We start from the raw sequence: 25,719 nt of genomic DNA on the forward strand, positions 1-25,719 counted from the left end.
AGGAGCACCCATGGGACTCGAAGAGAAGCTGCCCAGCGGTTTTCTGCTGACCACCGTCGAGCAGGCCGCGGGCTGGGTCCGGAAGTCATCCGTCTTCCCCGCGACCTTCGGCCTCGCCTGCTGCGCCATCGAGATGATGACGACCGGCGCCGGCCGCTACGACCTCGCCCGCTTCGGCATGGAGGTCTTCCGCGGCTCCCCGCGCCAGGCCGACCTCATGATCGTCGCCGGCCGGGTCAGCCAGAAGATGGCGCCCGTCCTGCGGCAGGTCTACGACCAGATGCCCGACCCCAAGTGGGTCATCTCCATGGGCGTCTGCGCCTCGTCGGGCGGCATGTTCAACAACTACGCCATCGTGCAGGGCGTCGACCACATCGTGCCGGTCGACATCTACCTGCCCGGCTGCCCGCCGCGCCCCGAGATGCTGATGGACGCGATCCTCAAGCTCCACCAGAAGATCCAGACGTCCAAGCTCGGCGTGAACGCCGAGGAGGCGGCCCGCGAGGCGGAGGAGGCGGCGCTCAAGGCGCTGCCGACCATCGAGATGAAGGGTCTGCTCCGTTGAGCGACGAAACCCCGAACCCCGAGAAGGAGCTGTCCGAGCAGAACCTGCCCGGACAGCGCGGTGAGCACGGGGAGGAGGTACGGCTCCAGCGCGGCATGTTCGGCGCGAACAACGGCGGCGACACCTCCGGCTACGGCGGCCTCGTCCGCTCCATCCGCCTCCCCGGCCCCGCCGCCCGCCCCTACGGCGGCTGGTTCGACGAGGTCGCCGACGAACTCGAAGGCGCCCTGGAGGAGCAGGGGCTCGTCCCCGGGAACGCCATCGAGAAGACGGTCGTCGACCGCGGCGAGCTCACCTTCCACATCGAGCGCGAGCACCTCGTCCGCGTGGCCCGCACCCTGCGCGACGACCCGGCGCTCCGCTTCGAGCTCTGTACCGGCGTCTCCGGCGTCCACTACCCGGGCGACAAGGGCCGCGAGCTGCACGCCGTCTACCACCTGCGCTCGCTCACCCACGGGCGGCTGATCCGCCTGGAGGTCTCGGCCCCCGACCACGACCCGCGGATCCCCTCGCTGACGGACGTCTACCCGACGAACGACTGGCACGAGCGGGAGACGTACGACTTCTTCGGGATCGTCTTCGAAGGCCACCAGGCCCTCACCCGGATCATGATGCCGGACGACTGGCAGGGCCACCCGCAGCGCAAGGACTACCCCCTCGGCGGCATCGCCGTCGAGTACAAGGGCGCCCAGATCCCGGCTCCGGACCAGCGGAGGTCGTACTCGTGAACAGCACAGCATCCAGCCCCCGCGACACGACCGAAGGCGCCGTCTACACGGTCACCGGAGGCGACTGGGACGAGGTCGTCCAGTCCGCGGCCAAGGCCGACGACGAGCGGATCGTCGTCAACATGGGCCCCCAGCACCCCTCCACCCACGGCGTGCTGCGGCTCATCCTGGAGATCGACGGCGAGACCGTCACCGAGGCCCGCTGCGGCATCGGCTACCTCCACACCGGCATCGAGAAGAACCTCGAATACCGGACCTGGACGCAGGGCACCACCTTCGTCACGCGCATGGACTACCTCACCTCGTTCTACAACGAGACGGCGTACTGCCTCGGCGTGGAGAAGCTGCTCGGCATCACCGACGACATCCCCGACCGGGCCAGCGTCATCCGGGTCCTCCTCATGGAGCTCAACCGGCTCTCCTCGCACCTGGTGTGCATCGCCACCGGCGGCATGGAGCTCGGCGCCACGACGATCATGATCTACGGCTTCCGGGACCGCGAGCTGATCCTGGACCTGTACGAGCTGATCACCGGCCTGCGCATGAACCACGCCTACATCCGGCCCGGCGGCCTCGCCCAGGACCTCCCGCCCGGTGGCGTCGACGCCGTGCGCGAGGTCGTGAAGACCCTGAAGAAGAACCTGCCGGAGTACGACAAGCTCGCCACCGGCAACCCCATCTTCAAGGCCCGCATGCAGGACGTCGGCTACCTCGACCTCACCGGCTGCATGGCCCTCGGCGCCACCGGACCGATCCTCCGGTCGGCGGGCCTCCCGCACGACCTGCGGAAGACCGACCCGTACTGCGGCTACGAGAACTACGACTTCGAGGTCCCCACCGCCGACAGCTGCGACGCCTACGGCCGCTTCCTCGTCCGCCTGGAGGAGATGCGCCAGTCGCTGCGGATCGTCGAGCAGTGCCTCGACCGGCTGGAGCCCGGACCGGTCATGGTCGGCGACAAGAAGATCGCCTGGCCCGCGCAGCTCGCCCTCGGCCCCGACGGCCTCGGCAACTCCCTCGACCACATCAAGAAGATCATGGGCACCTCCATGGAGGCCCTGATCCACCACTTCAAGCTGGTCACCGAGGGCTTCCGGGTCCCGGCCGGCCAGGCGTACGCGGCCGTCGAGTCCCCCAAGGGCGAGCTCGGCGTGCACGTGGTCTCCGACGGCGGCACCCGCCCCTTCCGCGTCCACTTCCGCGACCCGTCCTTCACCAACCTCCAGGCCATGGCCGCGATGTGCGAGGGCGGCCAGGTCGCCGACGTCATCGTCGCCGTCGCCTCCATCGACCCCGTGATGGGAGGCGTCGACCGATGACGGAGAACGTCAGCCTCGGGATGCCCCAGCTCCCCGCGGCCCCGTACCCGGCGGACGTCCACGCCCGTCTGACCGCGGACGCGAAGGCGATCATCGACCGCTACCCGGACTCCCGCTCCGCGCTCCTGCCGATGCTGCACCTCGTGCAGTCGGAGGAGGGCCACGTGACCCGCACCGGCATGGCCTTCTGCGCCGACACGCTCGGCCTGACCACCGCCGAGGTCACCGCCGTCGCCACCTTCTACACGATGTACCGCCGCAAGCCGTCCGGCGACTACCAGGTCGGCGTCTGCACCAACACCCTCTGCGCGGTCATGGGCGGCGACGCCATCTTCGAGGAGCTCAAGGAGCACCTCGGCGTGGGCAACAACGAGACCACGGAGGACGGGAAGGTCACGCTCGAACACATCGAGTGCAACGCGGCCTGCGACTTCGCCCCCGTGGTGATGGTCAACTGGGAGTTCTTCGACAACCAGACGCCCGAGTCGGCCAAGAAGATGGTCGACGACCTCCGCGCGGGCCGCACCGTCGAACCCACCCGCGGCGCCCCCCTGTGCACCTTCAAGGAGACCGCCCGCATCCTCGCCGGCTTCCCCGACGAGCGCCCCGGCGCCGTCGAGGCCACCGGCGGCGCCGGCCCCGCCTCCCTCGTCGGCCTCCGGCTGGCCAAGGGCGAGACCCCGCAGCAGACCCGGATCGTCCACCCGCGCGGCGAAGCAGCCGGTCAGGAGGGAGAGTGATGACCTTGGCCGCCGAGATCAACTCCAGCAGCCCCGAGAAGCTGCTCGCCCCGGTCCTCTCCGCCTTCTGGGACCAGCCCGACTCCTGGACGCTGGAGACGTACGAACGCCACGAGGGCTACCAGGGCCTCCGGCGCGCGCTCGCCATGAGTCCCGACGACCTCATCGCGTACGTGAAGGAATCCGGGCTCCGCGGACGTGGCGGCGCCGGCTTCCCCACCGGCATGAAGTGGCAGTTCATCCCGCAGGGCGACGGCAAGCCGCACTACCTCGTCGTCAACGCCGACGAGTCCGAGCCCGGCACCTGCAAGGACATCCCCCTCCTCTTCGCCAACCCGCACTCCCTCATCGAGGGAATGATCATCGCCTGCTACGCGATCCGCTCCGAGCACGCGTTCATCTACCTGCGCGGCGAGGTCGTCCCCGTCCTGCGCCGCCTCCACGAGGCGGTCCGCGAGGCGTACGCCGCCGGCTACCTCGGCCGGAACATCCTCGGCAGCGGACTGAACCTCGAACTCACCGTGCACGCCGGCGCCGGCGCGTACATCTGCGGCGAGGAGACCGCCCTCCTCGACTCCCTCGAAGGCCGCCGCGGCCAGCCCCGGCTCCGGCCCCCCTTCCCCGCGGTCGCCGGTCTCTACGCCTGCCCCACCGTGGTGAACAACGTCGAGTCCATCGCCTCCGTTCCCGCGATCCTCCAGCGCGGCAAGGAATGGTTCACCTCGATGGGCAGCGAGAAGTCCCCCGGCTTCACGCTCTACTCGCTGAGCGGGCACGTCACCTCGCCCGGCCAGTACGAGGCCCCCCTCGGCATCACCCTGCGCCAGCTCCTCGACATGAGCGGCGGCATGCGCGCCGGGCACCGGCTCAAGTTCTGGACCCCCGGCGGCTCCTCCACCCCCATGTTCACCGACGAGCACCTCGACGTGCCGCTCGACTACGAGGGCGTCGGCGCCGCCGGGTCCATGCTCGGCACCAAGGCCCTGCAGTGCTTCGACGAGACCACCTGCGTCGTCCGGGCCGTCACCCGCTGGACCGAGTTCTACGCCCACGAGTCCTGCGGCAAGTGCACCCCCTGCCGCGAGGGCACCTACTGGCTCGTCCAGCTCCTGCGCGACATCGAGGCCGGCAAGGGCGTCATGTCCGACCTCGACAAGCTGAACGACATCGCCGACAACATCAACGGGAAGTCGTTCTGCGCCCTCGGCGACGGCGCCGCCTCGCCGATCTTCTCCTCGCTGAAGTACTTCCGCGAGGAGTACGAGCAGCACATCACGGGCAAGGGCTGCCCCTTCGACCCGGCCAAGTCGACCGCCTGGGCGGACAACCACAAGGAGGTGACCGCATGACCGTCACCGCGTCCACCCCGGCGGGCGGCGGCTCCCCGGCCGTACCGCCGGAAGACCTCGTGACGCTGACCATCGACGGCGTCGAGATCTCCGTCCCCAAGGGGACCCTGGTCATCCGCGCCGCCGAACAGCTCGGCATCGAGATCCCCCGCTTCTGCGACCACCCCCTCCTCGACCCCGCCGGCGCCTGCCGCCAGTGCATCGTCGAGGTCGAGGGCCAGCGCAAGCCGATGGCCTCCTGCACCATCACCTGCACCGACGGCATGGTCGTCCGGTCGCAGCTGACCTCGCCGGTCGCCGAGAAGGCCCAGCACGGCGTGATGGAGCTGCTGCTCATCAACCACCCGCTGGACTGCCCGGTCTGCGACAAGGGCGGCGAGTGCCCCCTGCAGAACCAGGCCATGTCCCACGGACAGTCCGACTCCCGCTTCGAGGGCGTCAAGCGGACCTACGAGAAGCCGGTCCCGATCTCCACCCAGGTGCTGCTCGACCGCGAGCGGTGCGTGCTCTGCGCCCGCTGCACGCGCTTCTCCAACCAGGTCGCCGGCGACCCGATGATCGAGCTGATCGAGCGCGGCGCCCTCCAGCAGGTCGGCACCGGCGAGGGCGACCCCTTCGAGTCGTACTTCTCCGGCAACACCATCCAGATCTGCCCGGTCGGCGCGCTCACCTCGGCGGCGTACCGCTTCCGCTCCCGCCCCTTCGACCTGGTCTCCTCGCCGTCGGTGTGCGAGCACTGCGCCGGCGGCTGCGCCACCCGCACCGACCACCGGCGCGGCAAGGTCATGCGCCGCCTCGCGCAGAACGAGCCCGAGGTCAACGAGGAGTGGATCTGCGACAAGGGCCGGTTCGGCTTCCGGTACGCGCAGCAGCGCGACCGGCTGACGACCCCCCTCGTGCGGAACGCGCAGGGCGTCCTCGAACCCGCGTCCTGGCCCGAGGCCCTGGAGGCCGCCGCCCGCGGTCTCGTCCGCGGCCGCACCGGCGTCCTCGCCGGCGGCCGGCTCACCGTCGAGGACGCCTACGCCTACGCCAAGTTCGCCCGCGTCGCCCTCGACACCAACGACATCGACTTCCGCGCCCGGATCCACTCCGGCGAGGAGGCCGACTTCCTCGCCTCGTACGTCGCCGGACGGGGACGGGACCTGGACGGGTCGGGCGTCACGTACACCTCGCTCGAAGCCGCGCCGATGGTGCTGCTCGTCGGCCTGGAGTCCGAGGAGGAGGCCCCCGGCGTCTTCCTGCGGCTCCGCAAGGCCTGGCGCAAGCACGGGCAGAGGACGTACGCCGTCGCCACCCACGCCACCCGGGGCCTGGAGAAGGCCGGCGGCACCCTGCTGCCCGCCGCCCCCGGCACCGAGACCGAGTGGCTCGACGCCCTCACCTCCCGCGTCGGCCTCGACGCCGACGGCTGGGCCGCCTCCGAGGCCCTCCGCGAGGAGGGCGCCGTCATCGCCGTCGGCGAGCGGCTCGCCGGCGTGCCCGGCGCGCTCACCGCCGCCCTGCGGGCCTCCGCCGCCACCGGCGCGCAGCTCGTGTGGATCCCGCGCCGGGCCGGCGAGCGCGGCGCCATCGAGGCCGGGGCGCTGCCCGGCCTGCTGCCCGGCGGCCGGCCGGCGACCGACCCACGCGCGCGTGAGGAGGTCGCCGCCGCCTGGGGCGTCCGCGAACTCCCGCACGGCTACGGCCGCGACACCGGCCAGATCGTCGAGGCGGCCGCCTCCGGCGAACTCGCCGCGCTGCTCGTCGGCGGCGTCGACGCCGACGACCTGCCCGACCCGGCACGCGCGCGTGAAGCGCTCGACGCGGCCTTCGTCGTCTCCCTCGAACTGCGCCCCGGCGCCGTCACCGAGCGCGCCGACGTCGTCCTGCCGGTCGCCGCGGTCGCCGAGAAGTCCGGCACCTTCCTCAACTGGGAGGGCAGGGCCCGGATGTTCGAGGCCGCGCTCAAGCCGGAGCAGATGACCCGCCCGCTCGCCCCCGGCGACGCGCGCGTGCTCCACATGCTCGCCGACGCCATGGACGCCCACCTCGCCCTGCCCGACCTGAAGGCGGCCCGGCGCGAGCTGGACCGGCTCGGCAGCCGCGCCGGGGAGCGGGCCTCCGAGCCCACCGCCCACGCGGTCCCGGCCCCCCGGCCCGGCGACGGCGAGGCCGTCCTCGCCGGCCACCGGCTGCTCCTCGACCTCGGCCGCCTCCAGGAGGGCGACACCGCCCTGGCCGGCACCCGCCACGCGGCGGTCGCCCGGCTCTCCGCCGGCACCGCCGCCGACACCGGCGTCAAGGACGGCGACCTCCTGCAGGTCACCGGCCCCGCGGGCTCCGTCACCTTCCCCCTCCAGGTCACCGAGATGCCCGACCGCGTCGTCTGGCTCCCGCTGAACTCCACCGGCCACGGCGTCCTCGCCGACACCGGCGCCCACCCCGGCGACCTGGTCCGCATCGGCCCGGCCGCCACGTCGACGGAGGTGCAGGCGTGAACACCCTCCTCGCCGCCGAGGACCTGTCCATGTTCGGGACGGACCCCTGGTGGCTCGTCGCGGTCAAGGCCGTCTTCTGCTTCGCGTTCCTGATGGTGACCGTGCTCTTCTCCATCGTGTGGGAGCGCAAGGTCGTCGCCTGGATGCAGCTGCGCATCGGCCCCAACCGGCACGGCCCCTGGGGCCTCCTCCAGTCCCTCGCGGACGGCGTCAAGCTGATGCTGAAGGAGGACGTGATCGTCAAGCGGGCCGACAAGGTCGTCTACGTCCTGGCCCCGATCGTCGCCGCCATCCCCGCCTTCATGGCGATCGCCGTGATCCCCTTCGGGCCGGCCGGCAACGAGGTGTCGATCTTCGGCCAGCGCACCACGATGCAGCTCACCGACCTGCCGATCGCGATGCTGTACATCCTCGCGGTCGCCTCCGTCGGCATCTACGGCATCGTCCTCGCCGGCTGGTCGTCGGGCTCGACGTACCCGCTCCTCGGCGGCCTCCGCTCCTGCGCGCAGATGATCTCGTACGAGATCGCCATGGGCGCCGCGTTCGCCTCCGTGTTCCTCTACTCCGGGTCCATGTCGACCTCGGCGATCGTCGAGGCCCAGCAGGACCGCTGGTTCGTCATCCTGCTGCCGGTGTCGTTCCTCATCTACATCGTGACGATGGTCGGCGAGACGAACCGCGCCCCCTTCGACATGCCGGAGTCCGAGGGCGACCTCGTCGGCGGCTTCAACACCGAGTACTCGTCCATCAAGTTCGCGATGTTCATGCTCGCCGAGTACGTGAACATGGTGACGGTCTCCGCCGTGTCGGTGACGCTCTTCCTGGGCGGCTGGCGGGCCCCGTACCCGGTCTCCACCTTCTGGGAGGGCGCCAACCACGGCTGGTGGCCCATGCTGTGGTTCGTCCTCAAGGTGCAGCTGCTGCTCTTCTTCTTCATCTGGCTCCGCGGCACCCTGCCCCGCGTCCGCTACGACCAGCTGATGAAGCTCGGCTGGAAGGTGCTCATCCCGGTCTCCGTGGTCTGGCTGATGCTGGTCGCCACCGTCCGGGCGCTGCGCAACGAGAACATCGCCTTCACGAACATCGTGCTGTACGTGGCCGGTGCCGTCCTCGTGGTGCTGCTGCTCTCCTTCGTCGCCGACCTCTTCCGCGACCGGAAGAAGGAGGAGGCGGCGGGCGAGGCCGAGCGGGTCGCCTTCGACCCGATGGCCGGCGGGTTCCCCGTACCGCCCAAGCCCGGACAGTCCCTGCCGCCCGTGCCCCGGCGCAGGTCCCGACACCAGCGGGACCTCGTTGTCAGTGGTGGCCCCGATACTGCTACCGAGAGTGACGAAAGGGGGACGGACCGTGTCTGACTTCCAGAATCCGGTGGCCGGCTTCGGCGTGACCTTCAAGGCCATGTTCAAGAAGCGGCTGACCGAGCAGTACCCCGAGCAGAAGAAGACGACGGCACCCCGCTTCCACGGCCGGCACCAGCTCAACCGCCACCCGGACGGCCTGGAGAAGTGCGTCGGCTGCGAGCTGTGCGCCTGGGCCTGCCCCGCCGACGCCATCTACGTGGAGGGCGCGGACAACACGGACGAGGAGCGCTACTCGCCCGGCGAGCGGTACGGCCGCGTCTACCAGATCAACTACGCCCGCTGCATCCTGTGCGGGCTGTGCATCGAGGCGTGCCCCACGCGCGCGCTGACGATGACCAACGAGTTCGAACTGGCCGACTCCTCCCGCGAGAACCTGATCTACACCAAGGAACAGCTCCTCGCGGGCCTCGACGAGCAGATGGTCGACACCCCGCACGCGATCTTCCCCGGCATGACCGAGCAGGACTACTACCGGGGCCTGGTCACCGAGGCCGCGCCCGGCACCGAGCGCCAGGTCGCCGTCTCCCAGGGCGAGAAGACCGAACCGGAAGGGGCGGAGGCATGAGCGCGCTCGCCGCCTACGCCACCTCCTCGGGCGAGGCGTTCCAGTTCTGGGTGCTCGGCACCGTCGCCGTCGTCGGCGCGCTGTGCACCATCCTCATGAAGAAGGCCGTGCACAGCGCCCTGTGCCTGGCCGGCACGATGATCGTCCTCGCGGTCTTCTACCTGGCCAACGGCGCGTACTTCCTCGGCGTCGTGCAGATCGTCGTCTACACCGGCGCGATCATGATGCTCTTCCTCTTCGTCGTCATGCTGGTCGGCGTCACGGCCGCGGACTCGCTGAAGGAGACCATCAAGGGCCAGCGCTGGTGGGCCGCCGCCTGCGGCCTCGGCTTCGGAGTCCTGCTCTTCGCCGGGATCGGGAACGCGGCGCTGACCGAGTTCGCCGGCCTCGGCGCGGCCAACGCGGCCCACGGGGGGAACGTGGAGGGCCTCGCCGCCCTCATCTTCACCAAGTACGTCTTCGCCTTCGAGATCACCGGCGCCCTGCTGATCACCGCCTCCGTCGGCGCGATGCTCCTCACCCACCGGGAGCGCACCGAGCGCGCCAGGACCCAGCGCGAGCTGGCCGAGCAGCGCGTGCGCGACGGCAAGCACCTGCCGCCGCTGCCCGCCCCCGGCGTCTACGCCCGGCACAACGCCGTGGACATCGCGGGTCTGCTGCCCGACGGCACCCCGTCCGAGCTCACCGTCATCTCGACCCTGCGCAAGCGGGGCCAGGTGCGGGACGTGTCGACGGAGGCGCTCGCCGACCTCAAGGCCCTGGAGCAGCGCTCCGAGGAGCGGCTCGGACGCGACCGGGACGAAGAGGAGGCCCACCGGTGAATCCCGTCAACTACCTGTACCTCTCCGCCCTGTTGTTTACCATCGGTGCGGTCGGGGTGCTCATCCGGCGGAACGCGATCGTGGTCTTCATGTGCGTGGAGCTGATGCTCAACGCCTGCAACCTCGCGTTCGTCACCTTCTCCCGCATGCACGGCAACCTCGACGGCCAGATCATCGCCTTCTTCACGATGGTCGTGGCCGCCGCGGAGGTCGTCGTCGGGCTCGCGATCATCGTGTCCGTCTTCCGATCCCGCCATTCGGCCTCGGTCGACGACGCCAGCCTGATGAAGCTGTGAGGGGCTGAACCGTGGACAACCTGATTGCGCTGCTCATCGCGGCGCCCCTGCTCGGAGCGGCCGTCCTGCTGTGCGGCGGCCGCCGGCTCGACAAGACCGGGCACTGGCTCGGCACGCTCCTCGCGGCCGTCTCCTTCGTCATCGGCCTCGCGCTCTTCGCCGACATGCTCGGCAAGGGCGCCGAGGACCGGGCGATGCACCAGCACCTGTTCTCCTGGATCCCCGTCGAGGGCTTCCAGGCGGACATCGCCTTCCAGCTCGACCAGCTGTCGATGACCTTCGTCCTGCTGATCACGGGCGTGGGCACGCTCATCCACGTGTACTCGATCGGGTACATGGAGCACGACGAGCGGCGCCGCCGCTTCTTCGGCTACCTGAACCTGTTCGTCGCGGCGATGCTGCTGCTCGTGCTGGCGGACAACTACCTGCTGCTGTACTTCGGCTGGGAGGGCGTCGGCCTCGCCTCGTACCTCCTCATCGGCTTCTGGCAGCACAAGCCCAGCGCGGCGACCGCCGCGAAGAAGGCCTTCCTGGTCAACAGGGTCGGCGACATGGGCCTGTCGATCGCGATCATGCTGATGTTCACCACCTTCGGCACCTTCGCCTTCGGCCCCGTCCTCGCCTCGGCGGGCGAGACCTCCGAGGGCAAGCTGACCGCGATCGGCCTGATGCTGCTCCTCGCGGCCTGCGGCAAGTCGGCCCAGGTGCCGCTGCAGTCCTGGCTCGGGGACGCGATGGAGGGCCCGACCCCGGTCTCGGCCCTCATCCACGCGGCCACCATGGTCACCGCCGGTGTGTACCTGATCGTCCGCTCCGCCGACATCTTCAACGCGGCGCCGGACGCGCAGCTCGTCGTCACCATCGTCGGCGCGGTCACGCTGCTCTTCGGTGCGATCGTCGGTTGCGCGAAGGACGACATCAAGAAGGCCCTCGCCGGATCCACGATGTCCCAGATCGGCTACATGATCCTGGCGGCCGGTCTCGGCCCCATCGGCTACGTCTTCGCGATCATGCACCTGGTGACCCACGGCTTCTTCAAGGCCGGGCTCTTCCTCGGCGCCGGTTCGGTCATGCACGGCATGAACGACGAGGTCGACATGCGGAAGTACGGCGGCCTGCGGAAGTACATGCCGGTCACCTTCGTCACCTTCGGCCTCGGCTACCTCGCCATCATCGGCTTCCCGGGCCTGTCCGGCTTCTTCTCCAAGGACAAGATCATCGAGGCGGCCTTCGCCAAGGGCGGCACCGAGGGCTGGATCCTCGGCGCGGTCACCCTGCTGGGCGCCGCCATCACCGCGTACTACATGACGCGCGTGATGCTGATGACCTTCTTCGGCGAGAAGCGCTGGCAGGACGACGCGGACGGCAACCCGCCGCACCCGCACGAGTCGCCCAAGTCCATGGTCGTCCCCATGGTCCTGCTGGCCGTCGGGTCGGTCGCCGGAGGCGCCGTCTTCGAGCTCGCCGGCTTCGTCGAGTGGCTGGAGCCGGTCACCGGCTTCGAGCACGGCCACGCGCCGATCAGCGCCGCCGCCGTCACCGCCGCCACCGTCGCCGTCATGGTGATCGGCGTCGGACTCGCGTACCTCCAGTACGGACGCCGCCCGGTGCCGGTGGTCGCGCCGCGCGGCTCGCTGCTCACCCGGGCCGCCCGCCGCGACCTGCTCCAGGACGACTTCAACCACGCCGTCTTCGTCACCGGCGGCACCCACCTGACCCGCTCGCTGGTCTACGTCGACCACAGCCTCGTGGACGGCGTCGTCAACGGCACGGCGGCGGGCGTCGGCGGGCTCTCCGGCCGGCTGCGCAAGCTCCAGAACGGCTACGTCCGCTCGTACGCGGTCTCCATGTTCGGCGGTACGGCGGTCCTCATCGCCGCGACCCTGCTGATGAGGGCGGTGTAACTGCTATGTCCTTCCCGCTCCTTACGGCGACGGCAGCGGTACCGGCGGTCGGTGCGATCCTCACCGCCGCCGTGCCCGCCGCCCGCCGCACCGCCGCCAAATGGCTGGCGCTGCTCGTCTCGCTGGCCACCCTGGTGCTCGCCGGGATCGTCTTCGCCCGCTTCGAGCCCGGCGGCGACCGCTACCAGCTCACCGAGTCCCACTCCTGGATCAGGGACTTCGGGGTGCGGTACGAGCTCGGCGTCGACGGCATCGGGGTGGCGCTGATCGCGCTCACCGCGCTGCTGATCCCGTTCGTCATCCTGGCCGGCTGGCACGACGCCGACCCGCTGGAGACGCAGTCCAAGCGGTGGCGGCCGACCCAGGGCTTCTTCGCCCTGATCCTCATGGTCGAGGCGATGGTGATCCTCTCCTTCGAGGCCACCGACGTCTTCCTCTTCTACATCCTCTTCGAAGCCATGCTCATCCCGATGTACTTCCTCATCGGCGGCTTCGGCGACCGCGCGCACAGCGGCACCGACGAGAACGCGGCGGCGCAGCGCTCGTACGCGGCGGTCAAGTTCCTGCTGTACAACCTGGTCGGCGGCCTGATCATGCTGGCCGCGGTCATCGGCCTGTACGTGGTCGCGGGGAACTTCTCGCTCACCGAGATCGCCGAGGCGCGGGCGAACGGCTCGCTGGAGATGGCGGGTTCGACGGAGAAGTGGCTCTTCCTCGGCTTCTTCTTCGCCTTCGCGGTGAAGGCGCCGCTGTGGCCGCTGCACACCTGGCTGCCGAACGCGATGGGGGAGGCGACCGCCCCGGTCGCCGTCCTCATCACCGCGGTCGTCGACAAGGTCGGCACCTTCGCGATGCTCCGCTTCTGCCTCGGCCTCTTCCCCGAGGCGTCGAAGTGGGCGACGCCCGCGATCGTCGTCCTCGCCCTGATCAGCATCGTGTACGGGGCGCTGGTCGCGGTCGGCCAGCGGGACATCAAGCGGCTTGTCGCCTACGCGTCGATCTCCCACTTCGGCTTCATCGTCCTGGGCATCTTCGCGATGACCAGCCAGGGCCAGTCGGGCGCCACGCTCTACATGGTCAACCACGGCATCTCGACCGCCGCCCTGATGCTGGTCGCCGGCTTCCTGATCTCCCGGCGCGGCTCGCGGCTCATCGCCGACTACGGCGGTGTGCAGAAGGTCGCCCCGGTCCTCGCCGGCACCTTCCTGATCGGTGGCCTCGCGACGCTGTCGCTGCCCGGACTCGCGCCGTTCGTCAGCGAGTTCCTGGTCCTGGTCGGCACCTTCGCCCGCTACCCGGTGGCCGGGATCGTCGCCACCACCGGCATCGTCCTCGCCGCGCTGTACGTCCTCGTCCTCTACCAGCGGACGATGACGGGCCCGGTGAAGGAGGAGGTGCGGTCGATGCCCGACCTGCGGCCGCGCGAGCTCGCCGTCGTCGCCCCGCTGATCGCCCTCCTGCTCTTCCTCGGCGTCTTCCCGAAGCCGCTGACGGACGTGGTGAACCCGGCGGTCCGGCACACCATGTCGGACGTGCAGCGGACCGACCCCCAGCCCGAAGTTCCCGTCCAGAACGTGGAGGCGGCCAAGTGAACGCCCTCGCTGTCCACAGCCTGTGGACGACGGCCGCCGAGCCGCTGAACAAGATCCCGGCACCGAAGATCGAGTACACCCAGCTCGCCCCGGTCCTGATCGTGGTCGGCGCGGCCGTCCTCGGCGTCCTCGTCGAGGCCTTCGTGCCCCGCAAGGGCCGCTACGCGAGCCAGGTCTTCCTGTCGGTCCTGGCGCTCGCCGCCGCGTTCGCCGCGGTCGTCGGCCTCGCGGCCGGCGGCTACGGCACCACCAAGGCCGGCATCGCGGCCATGGGCGCCATCGCCGTCGACGGCCCCGCCCTGTTCCTCCAGGGCACCATTCTCCTCGCCTCGATCGTCTCGATCCTCACCTTCGCCGAGCGCAGGCTCGACCCGGCCGACCACGGCCACAAGGTCGACTCCTTCGCCGCCGAGGCGGCCGCCGTGCCCGGCGGCGACCACGAGAAGGCCGCCGTCAAGGCGGGCTTCACCACCACCGAGGTCTTCCCGCTCGCGCTCTTCGCGATCGCCGGCATGCTGGTCTTCCCGGCCGCCAACGACCTCCTGACCCTCTTCATCGCCCTGGAGGTCTTCTCCCTCCCGCTGTACCTGCTCTGCGCCGTCGCCCGCCGCAAGCGGCTGATGTCGCAGGAGGCCGCCGTCAAGTACTTCCTGCTCGGCGCCTTCTCCTCGGCCTTCCTGCTCTTCGGGATCGCCCTGCTCTACGGCTACGCGGGCTCCGTCTCGTACGCCGCGATCGCGGACGTCGTCGACGGCGCGGTCGCCTCCGTGAACCCGGCGCTCGCCGACACCATGGGCAACGACGTCCTCCTCCTGATCGGCTTCGCCCTGCTCCTCATGGGCCTGCTGTTCAAGGTCGGCGCCGTCCCCTTCCACATGTGGACGCCGGACGTCTACCAGGGCGCCCCGACCCCGGTGACCGGCTTCATGGCCGCCGCCACCAAGGTCGCCGCCTTCGGCGCCCTGCTCCGCCTGCTGTACGTGGTGCTGCCCGGCCTCACCTGGGACTGGCGCCCGGTCATGTGGGGCGTCGCGATCGTCACGATGCTGGGCGGCGCGGTGGTCGCGATCACCCAGACCGACATCAAGCGCCTGCTCGCGTACTCGTCGATCGCCCACGCGGGCTTCCTGCTCGCGGGCGTCATCGCGGCCACGCCGAGCGGCATCTCGTCGGTCCTCTTCTACCTGGGCGCCTACTCCTTCGTGACGATCGGCGCGTTCGCCGTCGTCACGCTGGTGCGGGACGCGGGCGGCGAGGCCACCCACCTCTCCAAGTGGGCGGGCCTGGGCCGCCGTTCGCCGCTCGTCGCGGCGGTCTTCGCGGTCTTCCTGCTCGCCTTCGCCGGCATCCCGCTGACCTCCGGCTTCTCCGGCAAGTTCGCGGTCTTCAAGGCGGCGGCGGAGGGCGGCGCGGGCGCGCTCGTGGTGGTCGGCGTCATCGCCTCGGCGGTGGCGGCCTTCTTCTACATCCGGGTGATCGTGCTGATGTTCTTCAGCGAGCCGAAGGCGGACGGTCCCACGGTCGCCGTGCCCTCGGCCCTGACCACCGTCGCCATCACGGCGGGCGTGGCCGTCACCCTGGTCCTCGGCCTCGCGCCGCAGTACTTCCTGGACCTGGCGAGCCAGGCGAGCGTCTTCGTACGCTGACCCTCACGGACGGGGCCCGGCTCGGGGGCGAGCCGGGCCCTTCCGCGTACCCGCTACTTCTCCGGGCAGGGCCCGCAGTGCACCCGGGGGTTGTACGGGGCGAAGACCCCGGCCGGGTTCTTCTTGAAGATCCACGTGTGCAGCGAGTACACCTCCCCGAGCCCCGGGATCGGGTCGGGCCCGTCGAAGTCCCGGTCGAAGGCGCGCGGCACCGGCTGCCCGGTGTCCGGCACGACCCACTCCAGGGCGACCAGCTCCCGCTTCCCGCTCCCGTGCTCCTCGGCGTAGATCACGGCCGCGGGCCGCGTCGGGTCGGTGGAGCCGATGTTGGCGGGGTTCACGTAGTGGTACCCCATCCCGCCGAGCTTCGCGTCGCTCGTGTCCTCGACGCACACGTCGGTGCGCTCGAACCCGTCGGCGATCGCCTTCTCCTCGGACCGGTACTTCTTCGTCGCCTCGTACGTCTTCGCCAGGTCCGGGTGCGGCCACCCGTGGTCACCGCCCGCCACCGGGGCGACGGGCCCGGCCGAGACGGCCGGAGCGGCGGCCCCCAGGGCCAGCGCGACGGAAGCGGCGAGAGCGAAGGCGGCCCTGAGGGCCCGGGGGCGTGCGGACATCACGGATGTACTCCTCTGGACGGGAAGGCGCCCACCGGGCGCCGGTTCGGAGGCGGCTCCTCCCCGAAGCCCGCCGCGAGGAGCATCGAACGCCCCCGCCCCGCCCGCACCCGGGACTGACCCAGCGGAGTGGCTACGGGGGGTGACCTCCGGGCCTCCTGACAGGGTGCGGGTCGCGTGGGAGGGTGGAGGGCCGAATGGTCTGTACCTGTTGGGGGGGATCTCCGTGCGTGGAACCACCGTCTTACCCGGGGTGCCGTGTGAAGCGCCGCGGGACGGGGAGCCGCCGGTGCACCGGCTGGAGGTGCGGCTGCCCGACCGGGTGCCGTTCGCGGCCGGGGGGTTCGACGCGATGGGGCCCATGTCGCGGGCGGACTATCCGCATCGGCACACGTTCTACGAGATCGTGCACGTCGTGGAGGGGACCGGGGTGCACGTCATCGACGCCGAGCGGTACGACGTGCGGCCGCCGCAGCTCGGGGTGATCCTTCCCGGGCAGGTGCACCGGTGGGAGGGGGTGCGGGGACTCGAAGGGTCGCTCGTGCTGTTCACGCCGGAGTTCCTGGTGGGCGACGCCGGGGACGAGGAGCTGCTGCGGCGGCTGGGGGAGCGGCCCTGGGCGGATCTCGACGGGGCGGCGCACGAGCGGACCTCGCTGCTGATGGGGGAGCTCGCCGAGGAGTACCGGGGCGGGGACGACGGGTTCGCGGGCGTGCTGCGGTCGCTGCTCCACGTGCTGCTCGTGCGGGCCGCGCGGGTGCCTGGGGCCGGGGCCGGGGCGGGGGTCCGGCCGGCCGTGCGCGGGCTGGCCGGGGAGTTCCTGCGGATCGTGGCCGACGCCGGCGGCGGCGGACTGTCCGTGCGGGAGTGCGCGGGGCGGCTCGGGGTCACCCCGGGGCACCTGAACGAGGTCGTGCGGGCCGCCACCGGGCGGACCCCCGCCGCCCTGCTGCGGCAGGCGCGGGTGCGGGAGGCGCAGCGGCTGCTGCTCGCCACGGGGCTGTCCGTGCGGCAGGTGGGTGCCCGGGTGGGGTTCGAGGATCCCGCCTATTTCTGCCGGTTCTTCCGGAGGGAGACGGGGGTCAGCCCGGGGGGCTTTCGAAAACACCACGAGCGCCCTGTTCCGTCCATCGAAGCGGGCGCCGGGGGAACCTAGGTTCGTGCCGACCCCAGACCCCACCTGAGGAGCCAGGCACATGGAGAGCGAGAGCAACACCGGTACCGGGCACGTCACACGCAAGGCCGTGCTGCGGGCGGCGCTCGCGGCCGGGATGGCCGCACCGGTCGTCCTCATGGGCGTTCCGGCGCTCGCCCGGACGCTCGGCGGGAGCGAGAGCCTCGCGCTCACGCCCGAGTGCGACGACGGCGACGACCTGACCATTCCGCAGATGGAGGGCCCGTACTTCAAGCCCGACTCCCCGCTGCGCAGCGCCCTGAAGGACGGGCCGGGGACGCCGCTGACCGTCAGCGGCTACGTCTTCGGGCGGGCCTGCCGGCCGGTGTCCGGCGTGCTCCTCGACTTCTGGCAGGCCGACGCCAACGGGGCGTACGACAACACCGGGTTCCGGTTCCGAGGGCATCAATTCACCGGGACCGACGGCTCGTTCCGGCTCACCACCATCGTCCCCGGGCTCTACCCGGGGCGCACCCGGCACCTCCACGTGAAGGTGCAGGCGCCGGGGCGGCCGGTCCTCACCACCCAGCTCTACTTCCCGAACGAGCCCCGCAACAACACCGACACGATCTTCGACCCGCGGCTGCTCATGACCGTGCGGGACGCGGGCGGAGGCCGCGAGGCCGCCTTCGACTTCGTCGTCGACGTGCCGCAGGACCCGGGGCCGACCCCGACCCCGACCCCCACGCCGACCACCGCCCCGCCCGGCGGCACCTGGACCGCCGGACGGGCGTACGCGGCCGGGGACCGGGTCACGTACGGCGGCGTGGGCTACGTGTGCCTCCAGGCCCACACCGCCATGGCCGGCTGGGAGCCGCCGAACGTGCCCGCCCTGTGGAGGGTCGGCTAGCTACGACGCCGCGGGGGCGATCCGGCCCCGGACCTCGCCCAGGCCCACCCGGGTGCCGTCCGGGCCGGGCGCCCACGCGGTCAGCACGACCTCGTCGCCGTCCTCCAGGAACGTCCGCTTGCCGCCCGCGAGTTCGAGGACGTCACGGCCGTTCCAGGTGAGTTCGAGGAGCGAGCCGCGCTGGCCCACCTCGGGGCCGGAGACCGTGCCGGAGCCGTAGAGGTCGCCGGTGCGCAGGGAGGCGCCGTTCACCGTCATGTGCGCGAGCTGCTGCGCGGCCGTCCAGTACATGGTGGAGAACGGCGGCTCGGCCACCACCTCGCCGTTGATCTCGACGGTGATCCGCACGTCGTAGCCGCCGGGCTCCTCCTCCGCCGCGTCGTCCAGGTACGGCAGGAGGGGGAAGTCCCGGGCCGGCGGCGCGACACGGGCCGCGTCCAGGGCCTCCAGGGGCGTCACCCACGCCGAGACCGAGGTCTGGAAGGACTTGCCGAGGAACGGGCCGAGCGGCACGTACTCCCACGCCTGGACGTCCCGCGCCGACCAGTCGTTCAGCAGCGACAGGCCGAAGACGTGGTCCCGGAAGGCGGCGAGCGGCACGGGCGTGCCGAGTTCCGACGGGGTGCCGACGAGGAAGCCGACCTCCGCCTCGATGTCCAGCTTCACCGACGGGCCGAAGACCGGGGCCGCGTCGGCGGGCGCCTTCCGCTGCCCGGACGGGCGCGTGACGTCCGTGCCCGAGACGACGACCGTGCCCGCGCGGCCGTGGTAACCGATCGGCAGGTGCTTCCAGTTGGGCGTCAGCGGCTCGCCGTCCGGGCGGAACATGCGGCCCACGTTGGTGGCGTGGTGCTCGCTCGCGTAGAAGTCCACGTAGTCCGCGACCTCGTACGGCAGGTGCAGCGTCACCGCGTCCAGCGGGTGGAGCAGCGGCTCGACGTCGGCGCGGTGGGCCGGGACCGTCACCCAGGCCGTCAGCGCGCGGCGCACGTCCCGCCAGGCGGTCCGCCCGGCGGCGAGCAGCGGGTTCAGGCTCGGCTGCGCGAGCAGGGAGGCGTACGGCGACCCCAGCGCGTGCGCCGCGGCCCCCGCGTCCAGCACGTACCCGCCGATCCGGACGCCGAGCCGGCGCCGTCCCGGCTCGTCGGCGGTGGAGAAGACGCCGTACGGGAGGTTGTGCGGGCCGAAGGGGTCGCCCTCGGCCAGGTCGAGCGGGCTGTGCTCGGACATCGGTACGTGCCTCGCTTTCGCGTGATGGGTGAGGGACACGTTACGGGGCGGGGCGGCGGGCGCGGATGACATGGATCACAGAGAAAGTCACCGGGAAGAGGGCAACTGTCCGGGTGCGGACGGTTTGCCCCGCCGGAGGCTTCCGTACCGCCTCCGAGCTGGGGAAACAGCCCCTGACGCCGGGCACTTCGGGGACCTACGATCACGGTGGCGTCGCCCCCGCGTGAGGACTTCCGCGGGCGCGCGCCCCCCTTTCTCTCTTCCCTGACCAGGAGAAGGTCCGCACGTGAAGATTCGCCGCATGCTCGCGACCGCCGTCGCCGCCGCCGTCACGACGCCGGTCGTGCTCCTCTCCGCCGGACCGGCCTTCGCGGAGACGCCGAAGCCGGCCGCCCCGAAGGGCGCCACCGCCCTGCAGGACGAGCCGGACGGTCCCGACTACGCGGAGCTGGAGCGGCTGGAGGCCGCGTTCGCCGCCGCCGAGCAGAAGGTCGAGGACCTGACGGCCGAGCTGGAGCAGCGCCTCAAGGACGTCGACGCGAACGCCGTCGACCCGGCCCTGAAGACCGAACTGGACGCCGCGAAGGCCGCCGCCGACGAGGCGGCCGAGGCCGCGACGGCCGCCGAGGCCGAGCTGGCCACGGCGAAGGAGGCCCTGGCCGCGGTCGAGGCCGACGCGAACGCCACTGAGGAGCAGAAGACCGCCGCCGCCGCGGCCGTCACCGCCGCCGAGGCGAAGGTCGCGCAGGCCGCCGAGGCCAAGACGACCGCGGACACGCGCCACAAGGCGGCGGACAAGGCCTACGACGACGCCATGGTCGCGCTGACCACGGCGTACAACGCGACCCAGAAGGCCCTTGAGGTCGCGGAGAAGGAGCTCACCGCCGCCGAGGACGCGCTGGACGCGTTCTGGGAGGACTACGGCGAGTTCGAGGAGTGCGTCGTGGACGAGTCCGTCCAGGCGACCCTCACCGGCCCCAAGACCCTCACCATCGGGTCCACCGCCGACTTCTCGCTCACCGTGGAGAACGCCGCGGACCGGGACCTCGACTCGGTGGTCTCCGTCGTCTCCGCCGTCCAGCTGCCCGAGTCCTGGGACGACATCGACGAGGAGTTCCCGAACCTCGGCAAGTACTTCACCGTCCAGTGGAAGACCGGCGACGGGGAGTGGAACAAGCTGACCTCGCGGGACGGCTCCATCGACCTGGGCGCGATCGCCGAGGGCGGCAAGGTCGACGTCGCGCTGCGCGTGACGGTGGACGCGGCGGCCCCGGAGGGCGAGGGCATCGTCTCCGCCAACTCCGAGTACTTCAACGACGACGAGTCCTGCGGCATCAGCGAGGACTACGCGAAGGCGGAGTTCGACATCGTCGAGCCGAACCAGACCCCGTCGCCCACGCCGACGCCGACGCCGACCCCCACGCCGTCCGCCTCCGCGTCGACCGCCGCCCCGGTCGTGACGCAGCGGCCGAACACGCCGGTCCAGCAGGGCGGGACCGGCGGCCAGCTCGCCGCGACCGGGTCGGACGACACGCTGCCGCAGCTGGCCGCCGCCGGTGCGGCCGTCGTGCTCGGCGCGGGCGCCGTGTTCGTGGCGCGCCGCCGGAAGGCCGACGCGTAAGGAACGTCGCGATCCCCCGTACGGCCCCGGGCTCAGCCCGCCGTGCGGGGGATCCGCTTTTCCCAGGTGCGGTGGAAGACGACCTCGCCGCCCTCCTTGCAGACGACCTCGTCGGAGGTGTGGAAGGCGTCGGCGTCGCAGGTGATCTCCGAGCGGGTGTCGACGGTGACGTCCCAGGCGAGTTCCGGGCGGTGGAGCCGGATGTGCCACTCGGAGCGGGTGCGGGCGGAGAGCGGGTCGTCCTCGGCGATCGTGTACGTCTCGACGGCGTCCTCGGTGTACTCCAGGCCGTCCGGGTACACGCGCGTGCCGCCGTACTTCGGGTCGACCTGGAGGGTCCACGTGCCCTTGGCGACGTCGCGGAGGACGAGCCGTTCGGGCCGGGTCTCCTCCGGGGTCTCCAGGGGCTTCGGGGACGACACGCCGAGCGGCGCGGACTGTTCGGGTTCTTCGAAGGCGATCGCGTCGTCCGTGTGGGCGCGGACCGGAAGGGTGAGGGAGGAGCCGGCGGGGTCGAGGGTGAAGCCGGCGGCGTCGGGCTGGGGCCAGAGCCACGGCCAGTACGCGGAGGAGACGGCGAGCCGGACGCGGTGGCCGGGCGGGAAGGTGTGCCCGATGCCGTTCAGCTCGACGTCGTAGCTCTCCCACTCGCCGATCTGCGCGTCGACGGCCCGGTCGCGGCCGTAGCGGGCGGAGAGGTTCAGGGCGCCCCGGGTGACGAGGGTGGAGGAGCCGTCGGGGGCGATGTCGCAGAGCCGGACGGCGATCTGGCCGGTCGGCGCGGGCGTCATGACGTGGAGGCCGACGCGGGGGCGGCCGAGGATCTCGATCGGCTCGCCGTCGGCGGGCACGGTGAAGTCGAAGCAGGCCGAGTGGGCGTCCTCGTCGCGCTGGTCGGGCGGCAGGTCGGCGTCGTTCCCGAAGGGGAAGAAGCGGCCCGCGTCGATGCCGGTCTGCTGCGGGGAGTCGACGACGACGGGCTCGCCGCCGAAGGCGTACGTGACGGGGGCGACGTGCGGGGACGGCCAGGACGGGTCGGCGACCCAGCGGCCGGGCAGCTCCTCGTACACGGTGGCCGGCGGGTGGGACTCGCTGATCCAGGAGCGGAGCAGCGGCTCGGCCATGACGTCGTTCTCGGCGCCCTTGAGGTGGTGGTCCCACCAGCGGAGGGTCTCCTGGAGGAAGCCGATGGCGGGTCCCGGCGGCAGGCCCCGGTCGGGGTACTGGTGGGACCAGGGGCCGATGATGCCGCGGACCCGGTCCTGGGGGAGGTGTTCGACCAGCCGGAGGACGGTGTCGCGGTACGGGTCGTGCCAGCCGCCGACGGCGAGGACGGCGGCCTTGATCGCCGGGTAGTCCTCGCAGACGCTGCCGTGCCTCCAGTAGTCGTCCCTGGTCTGGTGGGAGAGCCAGGTGTGGACGAACGGCTCGACGGCCTCCAGGCGGCGTGTCCACAGGTCGCGCCACTCCTCGCCCGCGTACCGGGGGTCGGGCGGGCGGCAGACGAAGGCGAGCATGGTGGCGGCCCAGGCGTGCATGTCGACGCCGAGGACCGAGCCGCCCATGTAGTGGACGTCGTTGTCGTAGCGGTCGTCGGTGGAGCAGACGGTGACGATCGCCTTCAGCGGCTCGGGGGCGAGGGCGGCGATCTGGAGGCTGTTGAAGCCGCCCCAGGAGATGCCGAACATGCCGACCCGGCCGGTGCACCACTCCTGCTCGGCGAGCCAGTTCACGACGGCGACGCCGTCGGCGAGCTCGGTGGCGTCGTACTCGTCGCCGGGCAGGCCCCCGCTGTTGCCGTGGCCGCGGACGTCGACCCGTACGGAGGCGTAGCCGTGGCCCGCGTACCAGGGGTGGCGCTGCCAGTCGCGGGGCGCGGTCCAGTCGGTGAGCCGGTAGGGGAGGTACTCCAGGAGGGCGGGGACCGGCTCGTCGGTGACCGGCCGCCACACGCGCGCGTACAGCGGGGTGCCGTCCGGCATCGGGATGCGGAGGTCCTCGTGCCGGGTCTCGTACGGGAAGTCGGTACGGATCTTCGTCATCGGGTCACCTCAGTGGACGGGGTGCATCGTGCGGCGCAGCCAGGGCGCCAGGGCCATCACGCCGAGGCCGACGGCGACGGCGATGGCGCCGTTGACGCCGAAGTAGGCGGGCTTGGAGACGTCGTCGTAGAGCTTCACGGTCTGGGCCTGGATGCCGTTGGCGAGGGCCAGGGAGAGGAACCAGAGCGACATGGTCTGGCTGGAGAAGGCCTTGGGGGCGAGCTTGCTGGTGGCGGACATGCCGGAGGTCTCCAGGAGGACGTCGCCGAGGCCGAGCAGCAGGTAGGAGCCGACGATCCACCAGGCGGCCATCCGGTACGTGTCGTCCGCGTGGCCGGAGGTCGGCAGGACCATCAGGAGGAAGGAGAGGCCGCCGAGGATCACCCCGAGGGCGATCTTGTTGGAGGCGTGCGGCTGGCGGGGGCCCATCCGGGCCCAGACGGCGGCCACCACGGGCGCCAGGGCGACCTCGAAGGCGCCGAGGGCGGAGGCGTACCAGCTCGCCGGGAAGTCGAAGCCGAGGATGGTGGTGCGCGCGTTGGTGGAGGCGAGCAGCATCATCGTGGAGTACGCCTGGAAGAGGATGAAGTTGAAGGCGACCGAGGCCAGGAAGAGCACGATGTACGGCTTGAGCCGGCCGCGCTCCTCGGCGGTGACCCGGGGGCTGGCGAACATCACCCAGAAGTAGACGACCGGGGCTATCACCGAGACCAGGGTCAGCAGGTCGACGAAGCGGTCCATGGTGAGCCAGCCGGCCGCGGCGAGCGCCCCGCCCGCCGCGGCGGCCACGACGGCGCCGACGATCAGGTAGAGCACCGCGCGGCGCAGGGCGTCCGGGGCGAGCGGGAACTCGGCGGCGTGCTTCTTCCCGGCGAGGTGGCGGCGGCCGGCGACGTACTGGGCCAGGCCGAGGGTCATGCCGATGGCGGCGGCCGAGAAGCCCCAGTGGTAGCCCTTGTGGTCGGCGAGCCAGCCGGTGATCAGCGGTCCGGCGAAGGCGCCGATGTTGATCGCCATGTAGTAGAGCGCGAATCCGGCGTCGCGGCGGTCGTCGTCGGTGCGGTAGAGCTTGCCGACCATGGTGGCGACGTTCGGCTTGAGCAGGCCGGTGCCGGCGCTGATCAGGCCGAGGCCCGTCCAGGTCATGGCGGCGGTGGGCACCGCCATGGAGTAATGGCCGCAGGCGATCAGGATGCCGCCCCACAGGACCGCCCGGTACGAGCCGAGGATGCGGTCGGCGAGCCAGCCGCCGGCCACCGAGACCAGGTAGACGAGGGTGCCGTAGGCGGCGGAGACGGAGGCGGCGGTGCCGGCCGCCATGCCGAGGCCGCCGTCCGACACGCTCGCGGCGAAGTACAGGACGAGGATCGCCTGCATGCCCAGGAAGGAGAAGCGCTCCCAGACCTCCAGGCCCGACAGGGTCAGCAGCCCCCGTGGGTGTCCGAGGAAGGCGCGGTCGTCCTCGGGGGGCGGTTGTTCCCCGTTCGTATCGGTGTCGATCGTTGTTCGGGACAAAACGCCTACTCCTGATCGTATGAGCTGATCCCGAACATACCGGGGGTGACGGGAAGGCGCCCACGGTGATCGAAACGTGACCGGATACGCTGGCTTGAGTGAATGGACCGACACATCGACAATCCGAGTCGACGGCGTACGGTCCGGAGCGTCAAGGACTAGCGTCAGCAGGCGTCAGCAGACAGGAGATCCCCTCGTGACCGTCGTCGGGCCGTTCGGTCTTAGCGTGCGGGACCAGGCTCTCGAGGCCGATGTCCAGACCGGGTTGGCGGCCGTCGAGGCCGGCCTCCTCGACGCGACCAAGAGCGATGTCCCCTTCATCACCGAGGCCGCCCAGCACCTGGTGCTCGCGGGCGGCAAGCGGTTCCGGCCGCTGCTCGTGATGCTCGCCGCCCAGTTCGGCGACCCCTACTCGCCCGGTGTGGTGCCCGCGGCCGTCGTCGTGGAGCTCACCCATCTGGCCACGCTCTACCACGACGACGTCATGGACGAGGCGGCCGTGCGCCGGGGCGTCCCCAGCGCCAACAGCCGCTGGGGCAACTCGCTCGCCGTCCTCACGGGTGACTTCCTCTTCGCCCGCGCCTCGCACACCCTTGCGGACCTCGGCCCGGAGGCCGTACGGATCCAGGCCGAGGCGTTCGAGCGGCTCGTCACCGGCCAGATCCTGGAGACCGCCGGCCCGGTCGACGGCCGCGACCCCGTCGACCACTACCTCGACGTCCTCGGCGGCAAGACCGGCTCGCTCGTCGCCGTCTCCTGCCGCTTCGGCGCGATGATGTCCGGCGCCGACGAGTCGGTCGTCGACATCCTCACCCAGTACGGCGAGCGGCTCGGCGTCGCCTTCCAGCTCGCCGACGACGTCCTCGACATCGCCTCCGAGGGCCACGAGTCCGGCAAGACCCCCGGCACCGACCTCCGCGAGGGCGTCCCCACCCTCCCCGTCCTGCGCCTGCGGGCCGCCGCGGCCGCCCACGGCCGCCCCGAGGACCTGGAGCTCGTCGCCCTGATCGACGGCGACCTCACCGACGACGACCGGCACGCCGAGGCCCTGCGCCGGCTCCGCGTCCACCCCGCCCTGGAGCAGGCCCGCCGGGACACCGTGCGGTACGCGGAGGAGGCCAGGGCCATGCTGGCGCCCCTGCCCGACGGCTACGCGAAGTCGGCCCTGATGGAGCTGTGCGACGCCGTGGTGCACCGGGCGGGCTGACCCTAGGGGGATGTCATCCCGGAGGGGTACGCGAGGTTGATCCCCCGGGCTGACGATTTCCGTCGCCCGTCCTGGTGAGATGGAGACATCGAACAGG

At 71.4% G+C, this 25,719-nt stretch carries 21 protein-coding genes; 17 read left to right on the forward strand and 4 right to left on the reverse strand.

Annotation, left to right across the window (positions count from 1 at the left end):
- Positions 1-10: 10 nt before the first annotated feature.
- From ABZ621_RS05565 to nuoN, 13 genes are read left to right on the forward strand one after another with little or no spacing between them, the layout of a single operon-like run.
- A complete protein-coding gene (locus ABZ621_RS05565; RefSeq protein ID WP_355779461.1) occupies positions 11-565 on the forward strand; it encodes an NADH-quinone oxidoreductase subunit B family protein in 555 nt (184 codons plus the stop codon).
- The gene (locus ABZ621_RS05570) at positions 562-1,293 is read left to right on the forward strand and encodes an NADH-quinone oxidoreductase subunit C (RefSeq protein ID WP_360601021.1); all 732 of its coding nucleotides are present in this window, start codon (positions 562-564) and stop codon (positions 1,291-1,293) included. The genes ABZ621_RS05565 and ABZ621_RS05570 overlap by 4 nt, the downstream gene beginning before the upstream one ends.
- On the forward strand, positions 1,290-2,612 hold the full coding sequence (locus ABZ621_RS05575; protein ID WP_360601023.1) for an NADH-quinone oxidoreductase subunit D: 1,323 nt from the start codon (positions 1,290-1,292) through the stop codon (positions 2,610-2,612). Before ABZ621_RS05570 ends, ABZ621_RS05575 begins: the two co-directional genes overlap by 4 nt.
- Entirely contained in the window at positions 2,609-3,352 is a 744-nt protein-coding gene (gene nuoE / locus ABZ621_RS05580) for an NADH-quinone oxidoreductase subunit NuoE (protein ID WP_360601025.1), read from the forward strand. Before ABZ621_RS05575 ends, nuoE begins: the two co-directional genes overlap by 4 nt.
- Positions 3,352-4,701, forward strand: a complete 1,350-nt coding sequence (gene nuoF / locus ABZ621_RS05585) for an NADH-quinone oxidoreductase subunit NuoF (protein ID WP_360601027.1) — start codon at positions 3,352-3,354, stop codon at positions 4,699-4,701. The genes nuoE and nuoF overlap by 1 nt, the downstream gene beginning before the upstream one ends.
- Positions 4,698-7,181: an NADH-quinone oxidoreductase subunit G gene (locus tag ABZ621_RS05590; RefSeq protein WP_360601029.1), complete on the forward strand. Its 2,484-nt coding sequence runs from the start codon at positions 4,698-4,700 to the stop codon at positions 7,179-7,181. The genes nuoF and ABZ621_RS05590 overlap by 4 nt, the downstream gene beginning before the upstream one ends.
- Positions 7,178-8,536: an NADH-quinone oxidoreductase subunit NuoH gene (gene nuoH / locus ABZ621_RS05595; RefSeq protein ID WP_360601031.1), complete on the forward strand. Its 1,359-nt coding sequence runs from the start codon at positions 7,178-7,180 to the stop codon at positions 8,534-8,536. Before ABZ621_RS05590 ends, nuoH begins: the two co-directional genes overlap by 4 nt.
- Positions 8,529-9,107 carry an NADH-quinone oxidoreductase subunit NuoI gene (gene nuoI, locus ABZ621_RS05600; RefSeq protein ID WP_360601033.1) on the forward strand — a complete coding sequence of 193 codons (579 nt, stop codon included), beginning with the start codon at positions 8,529-8,531 and terminating at the stop codon, positions 9,105-9,107. The genes nuoH and nuoI overlap by 8 nt, the downstream gene beginning before the upstream one ends.
- Positions 9,104-9,928, forward strand: coding sequence for an NADH-quinone oxidoreductase subunit J (locus ABZ621_RS05605; protein WP_360601035.1), 825 nt, complete (start codon positions 9,104-9,106; stop codon positions 9,926-9,928). Before nuoI ends, ABZ621_RS05605 begins: the two co-directional genes overlap by 4 nt.
- Positions 9,925-10,224: an NADH-quinone oxidoreductase subunit NuoK gene (gene nuoK / locus ABZ621_RS05610; protein ID WP_360601036.1), complete on the forward strand. Its 300-nt coding sequence runs from the start codon at positions 9,925-9,927 to the stop codon at positions 10,222-10,224. Before ABZ621_RS05605 ends, nuoK begins: the two co-directional genes overlap by 4 nt.
- An 11-nt stretch (positions 10,225-10,235) precedes the next feature.
- Entirely contained in the window at positions 10,236-12,128 is a 1,893-nt protein-coding gene (nuoL, locus tag ABZ621_RS05615) for an NADH-quinone oxidoreductase subunit L (protein ID WP_360601038.1), read from the forward strand.
- A gap of 5 nt (positions 12,129-12,133) precedes the next feature.
- Positions 12,134-13,720 (forward strand): NADH-quinone oxidoreductase subunit M, encoded by a 1,587-nt coding sequence (locus ABZ621_RS05620; RefSeq protein WP_360601040.1) that lies wholly within the window; start codon positions 12,134-12,136, stop codon positions 13,718-13,720.
- Complete coding sequence (gene nuoN / locus ABZ621_RS05625; RefSeq protein WP_360601042.1) at positions 13,717-15,366, forward strand: NADH-quinone oxidoreductase subunit NuoN; 1,650 nt, start codon at positions 13,717-13,719, stop codon at positions 15,364-15,366. Before ABZ621_RS05620 ends, nuoN begins: the two co-directional genes overlap by 4 nt.
- Positions 15,367-15,419: 53 nt before the next feature.
- Here the strand turns inward: nuoN and ABZ621_RS05630 are convergent, their stop codons facing one another.
- Positions 15,420-15,983 (reverse strand): hypothetical protein, encoded by a 564-nt coding sequence (locus ABZ621_RS05630; RefSeq protein WP_360601044.1) that lies wholly within the window; start codon positions 15,981-15,983, stop codon positions 15,420-15,422.
- A gap of 226 nt (positions 15,984-16,209) precedes the next feature.
- Between ABZ621_RS05630 and ABZ621_RS05635 the strand changes: the two genes are divergently transcribed.
- Positions 16,210-17,139 (forward strand): helix-turn-helix domain-containing protein, encoded by a 930-nt coding sequence (locus ABZ621_RS05635; RefSeq protein WP_360601046.1) that lies wholly within the window; start codon positions 16,210-16,212, stop codon positions 17,137-17,139.
- A gap of 40 nt (positions 17,140-17,179) precedes the next feature.
- Positions 17,180-18,007, forward strand: coding sequence for a carbohydrate-binding protein (locus ABZ621_RS05640; RefSeq protein WP_360601048.1), 828 nt, complete (start codon positions 17,180-17,182; stop codon positions 18,005-18,007).
- On the opposite strand, the gene fahA is transcribed toward ABZ621_RS05640, so the two are convergent.
- Entirely contained in the window at positions 18,008-19,237 is a 1,230-nt protein-coding gene (gene fahA / locus ABZ621_RS05645) for a fumarylacetoacetase (protein WP_360601050.1), read from the reverse strand.
- 286 nt (positions 19,238-19,523) lie between these two features.
- On the opposite strand from fahA, the gene ABZ621_RS05650 reads away from it, so the two are divergent.
- Entirely contained in the window at positions 19,524-20,858 is a 1,335-nt protein-coding gene (locus tag ABZ621_RS05650) for an LAETG motif-containing sortase-dependent surface protein (protein ID WP_360601052.1), read from the forward strand.
- 32 nt (positions 20,859-20,890) lie between these two features.
- Here the strand turns inward: ABZ621_RS05650 and ABZ621_RS05655 are convergent, their stop codons facing one another.
- Positions 20,891-22,900 (reverse strand): CocE/NonD family hydrolase, encoded by a 2,010-nt coding sequence (locus ABZ621_RS05655; RefSeq protein ID WP_360601054.1) that lies wholly within the window; start codon positions 22,898-22,900, stop codon positions 20,891-20,893.
- A gap of 9 nt (positions 22,901-22,909) precedes the next feature.
- On the reverse strand, positions 22,910-24,415 hold the full coding sequence (locus ABZ621_RS05660) for a peptide MFS transporter (protein ID WP_360601056.1): 1,506 nt from the start codon (positions 24,413-24,415) through the stop codon (positions 22,910-22,912).
- A gap of 196 nt (positions 24,416-24,611) precedes the next feature.
- Here ABZ621_RS05660 and ABZ621_RS05665 point away from each other — a divergent pair, with 196 nt between their 5' ends.
- Positions 24,612-25,622, forward strand: a complete 1,011-nt coding sequence (locus ABZ621_RS05665; protein ID WP_360601058.1) for a polyprenyl synthetase family protein — start codon at positions 24,612-24,614, stop codon at positions 25,620-25,622.
- Positions 25,623-25,719: the final 97 nt, after the last annotated feature.

Origin of the sequence: Streptomyces sp. NPDC007863, assembly GCF_040633895.1 — a bacterium.
Classification (GTDB): Bacteria; Actinomycetota; Actinomycetes; order Streptomycetales; family Streptomycetaceae; genus Streptomyces.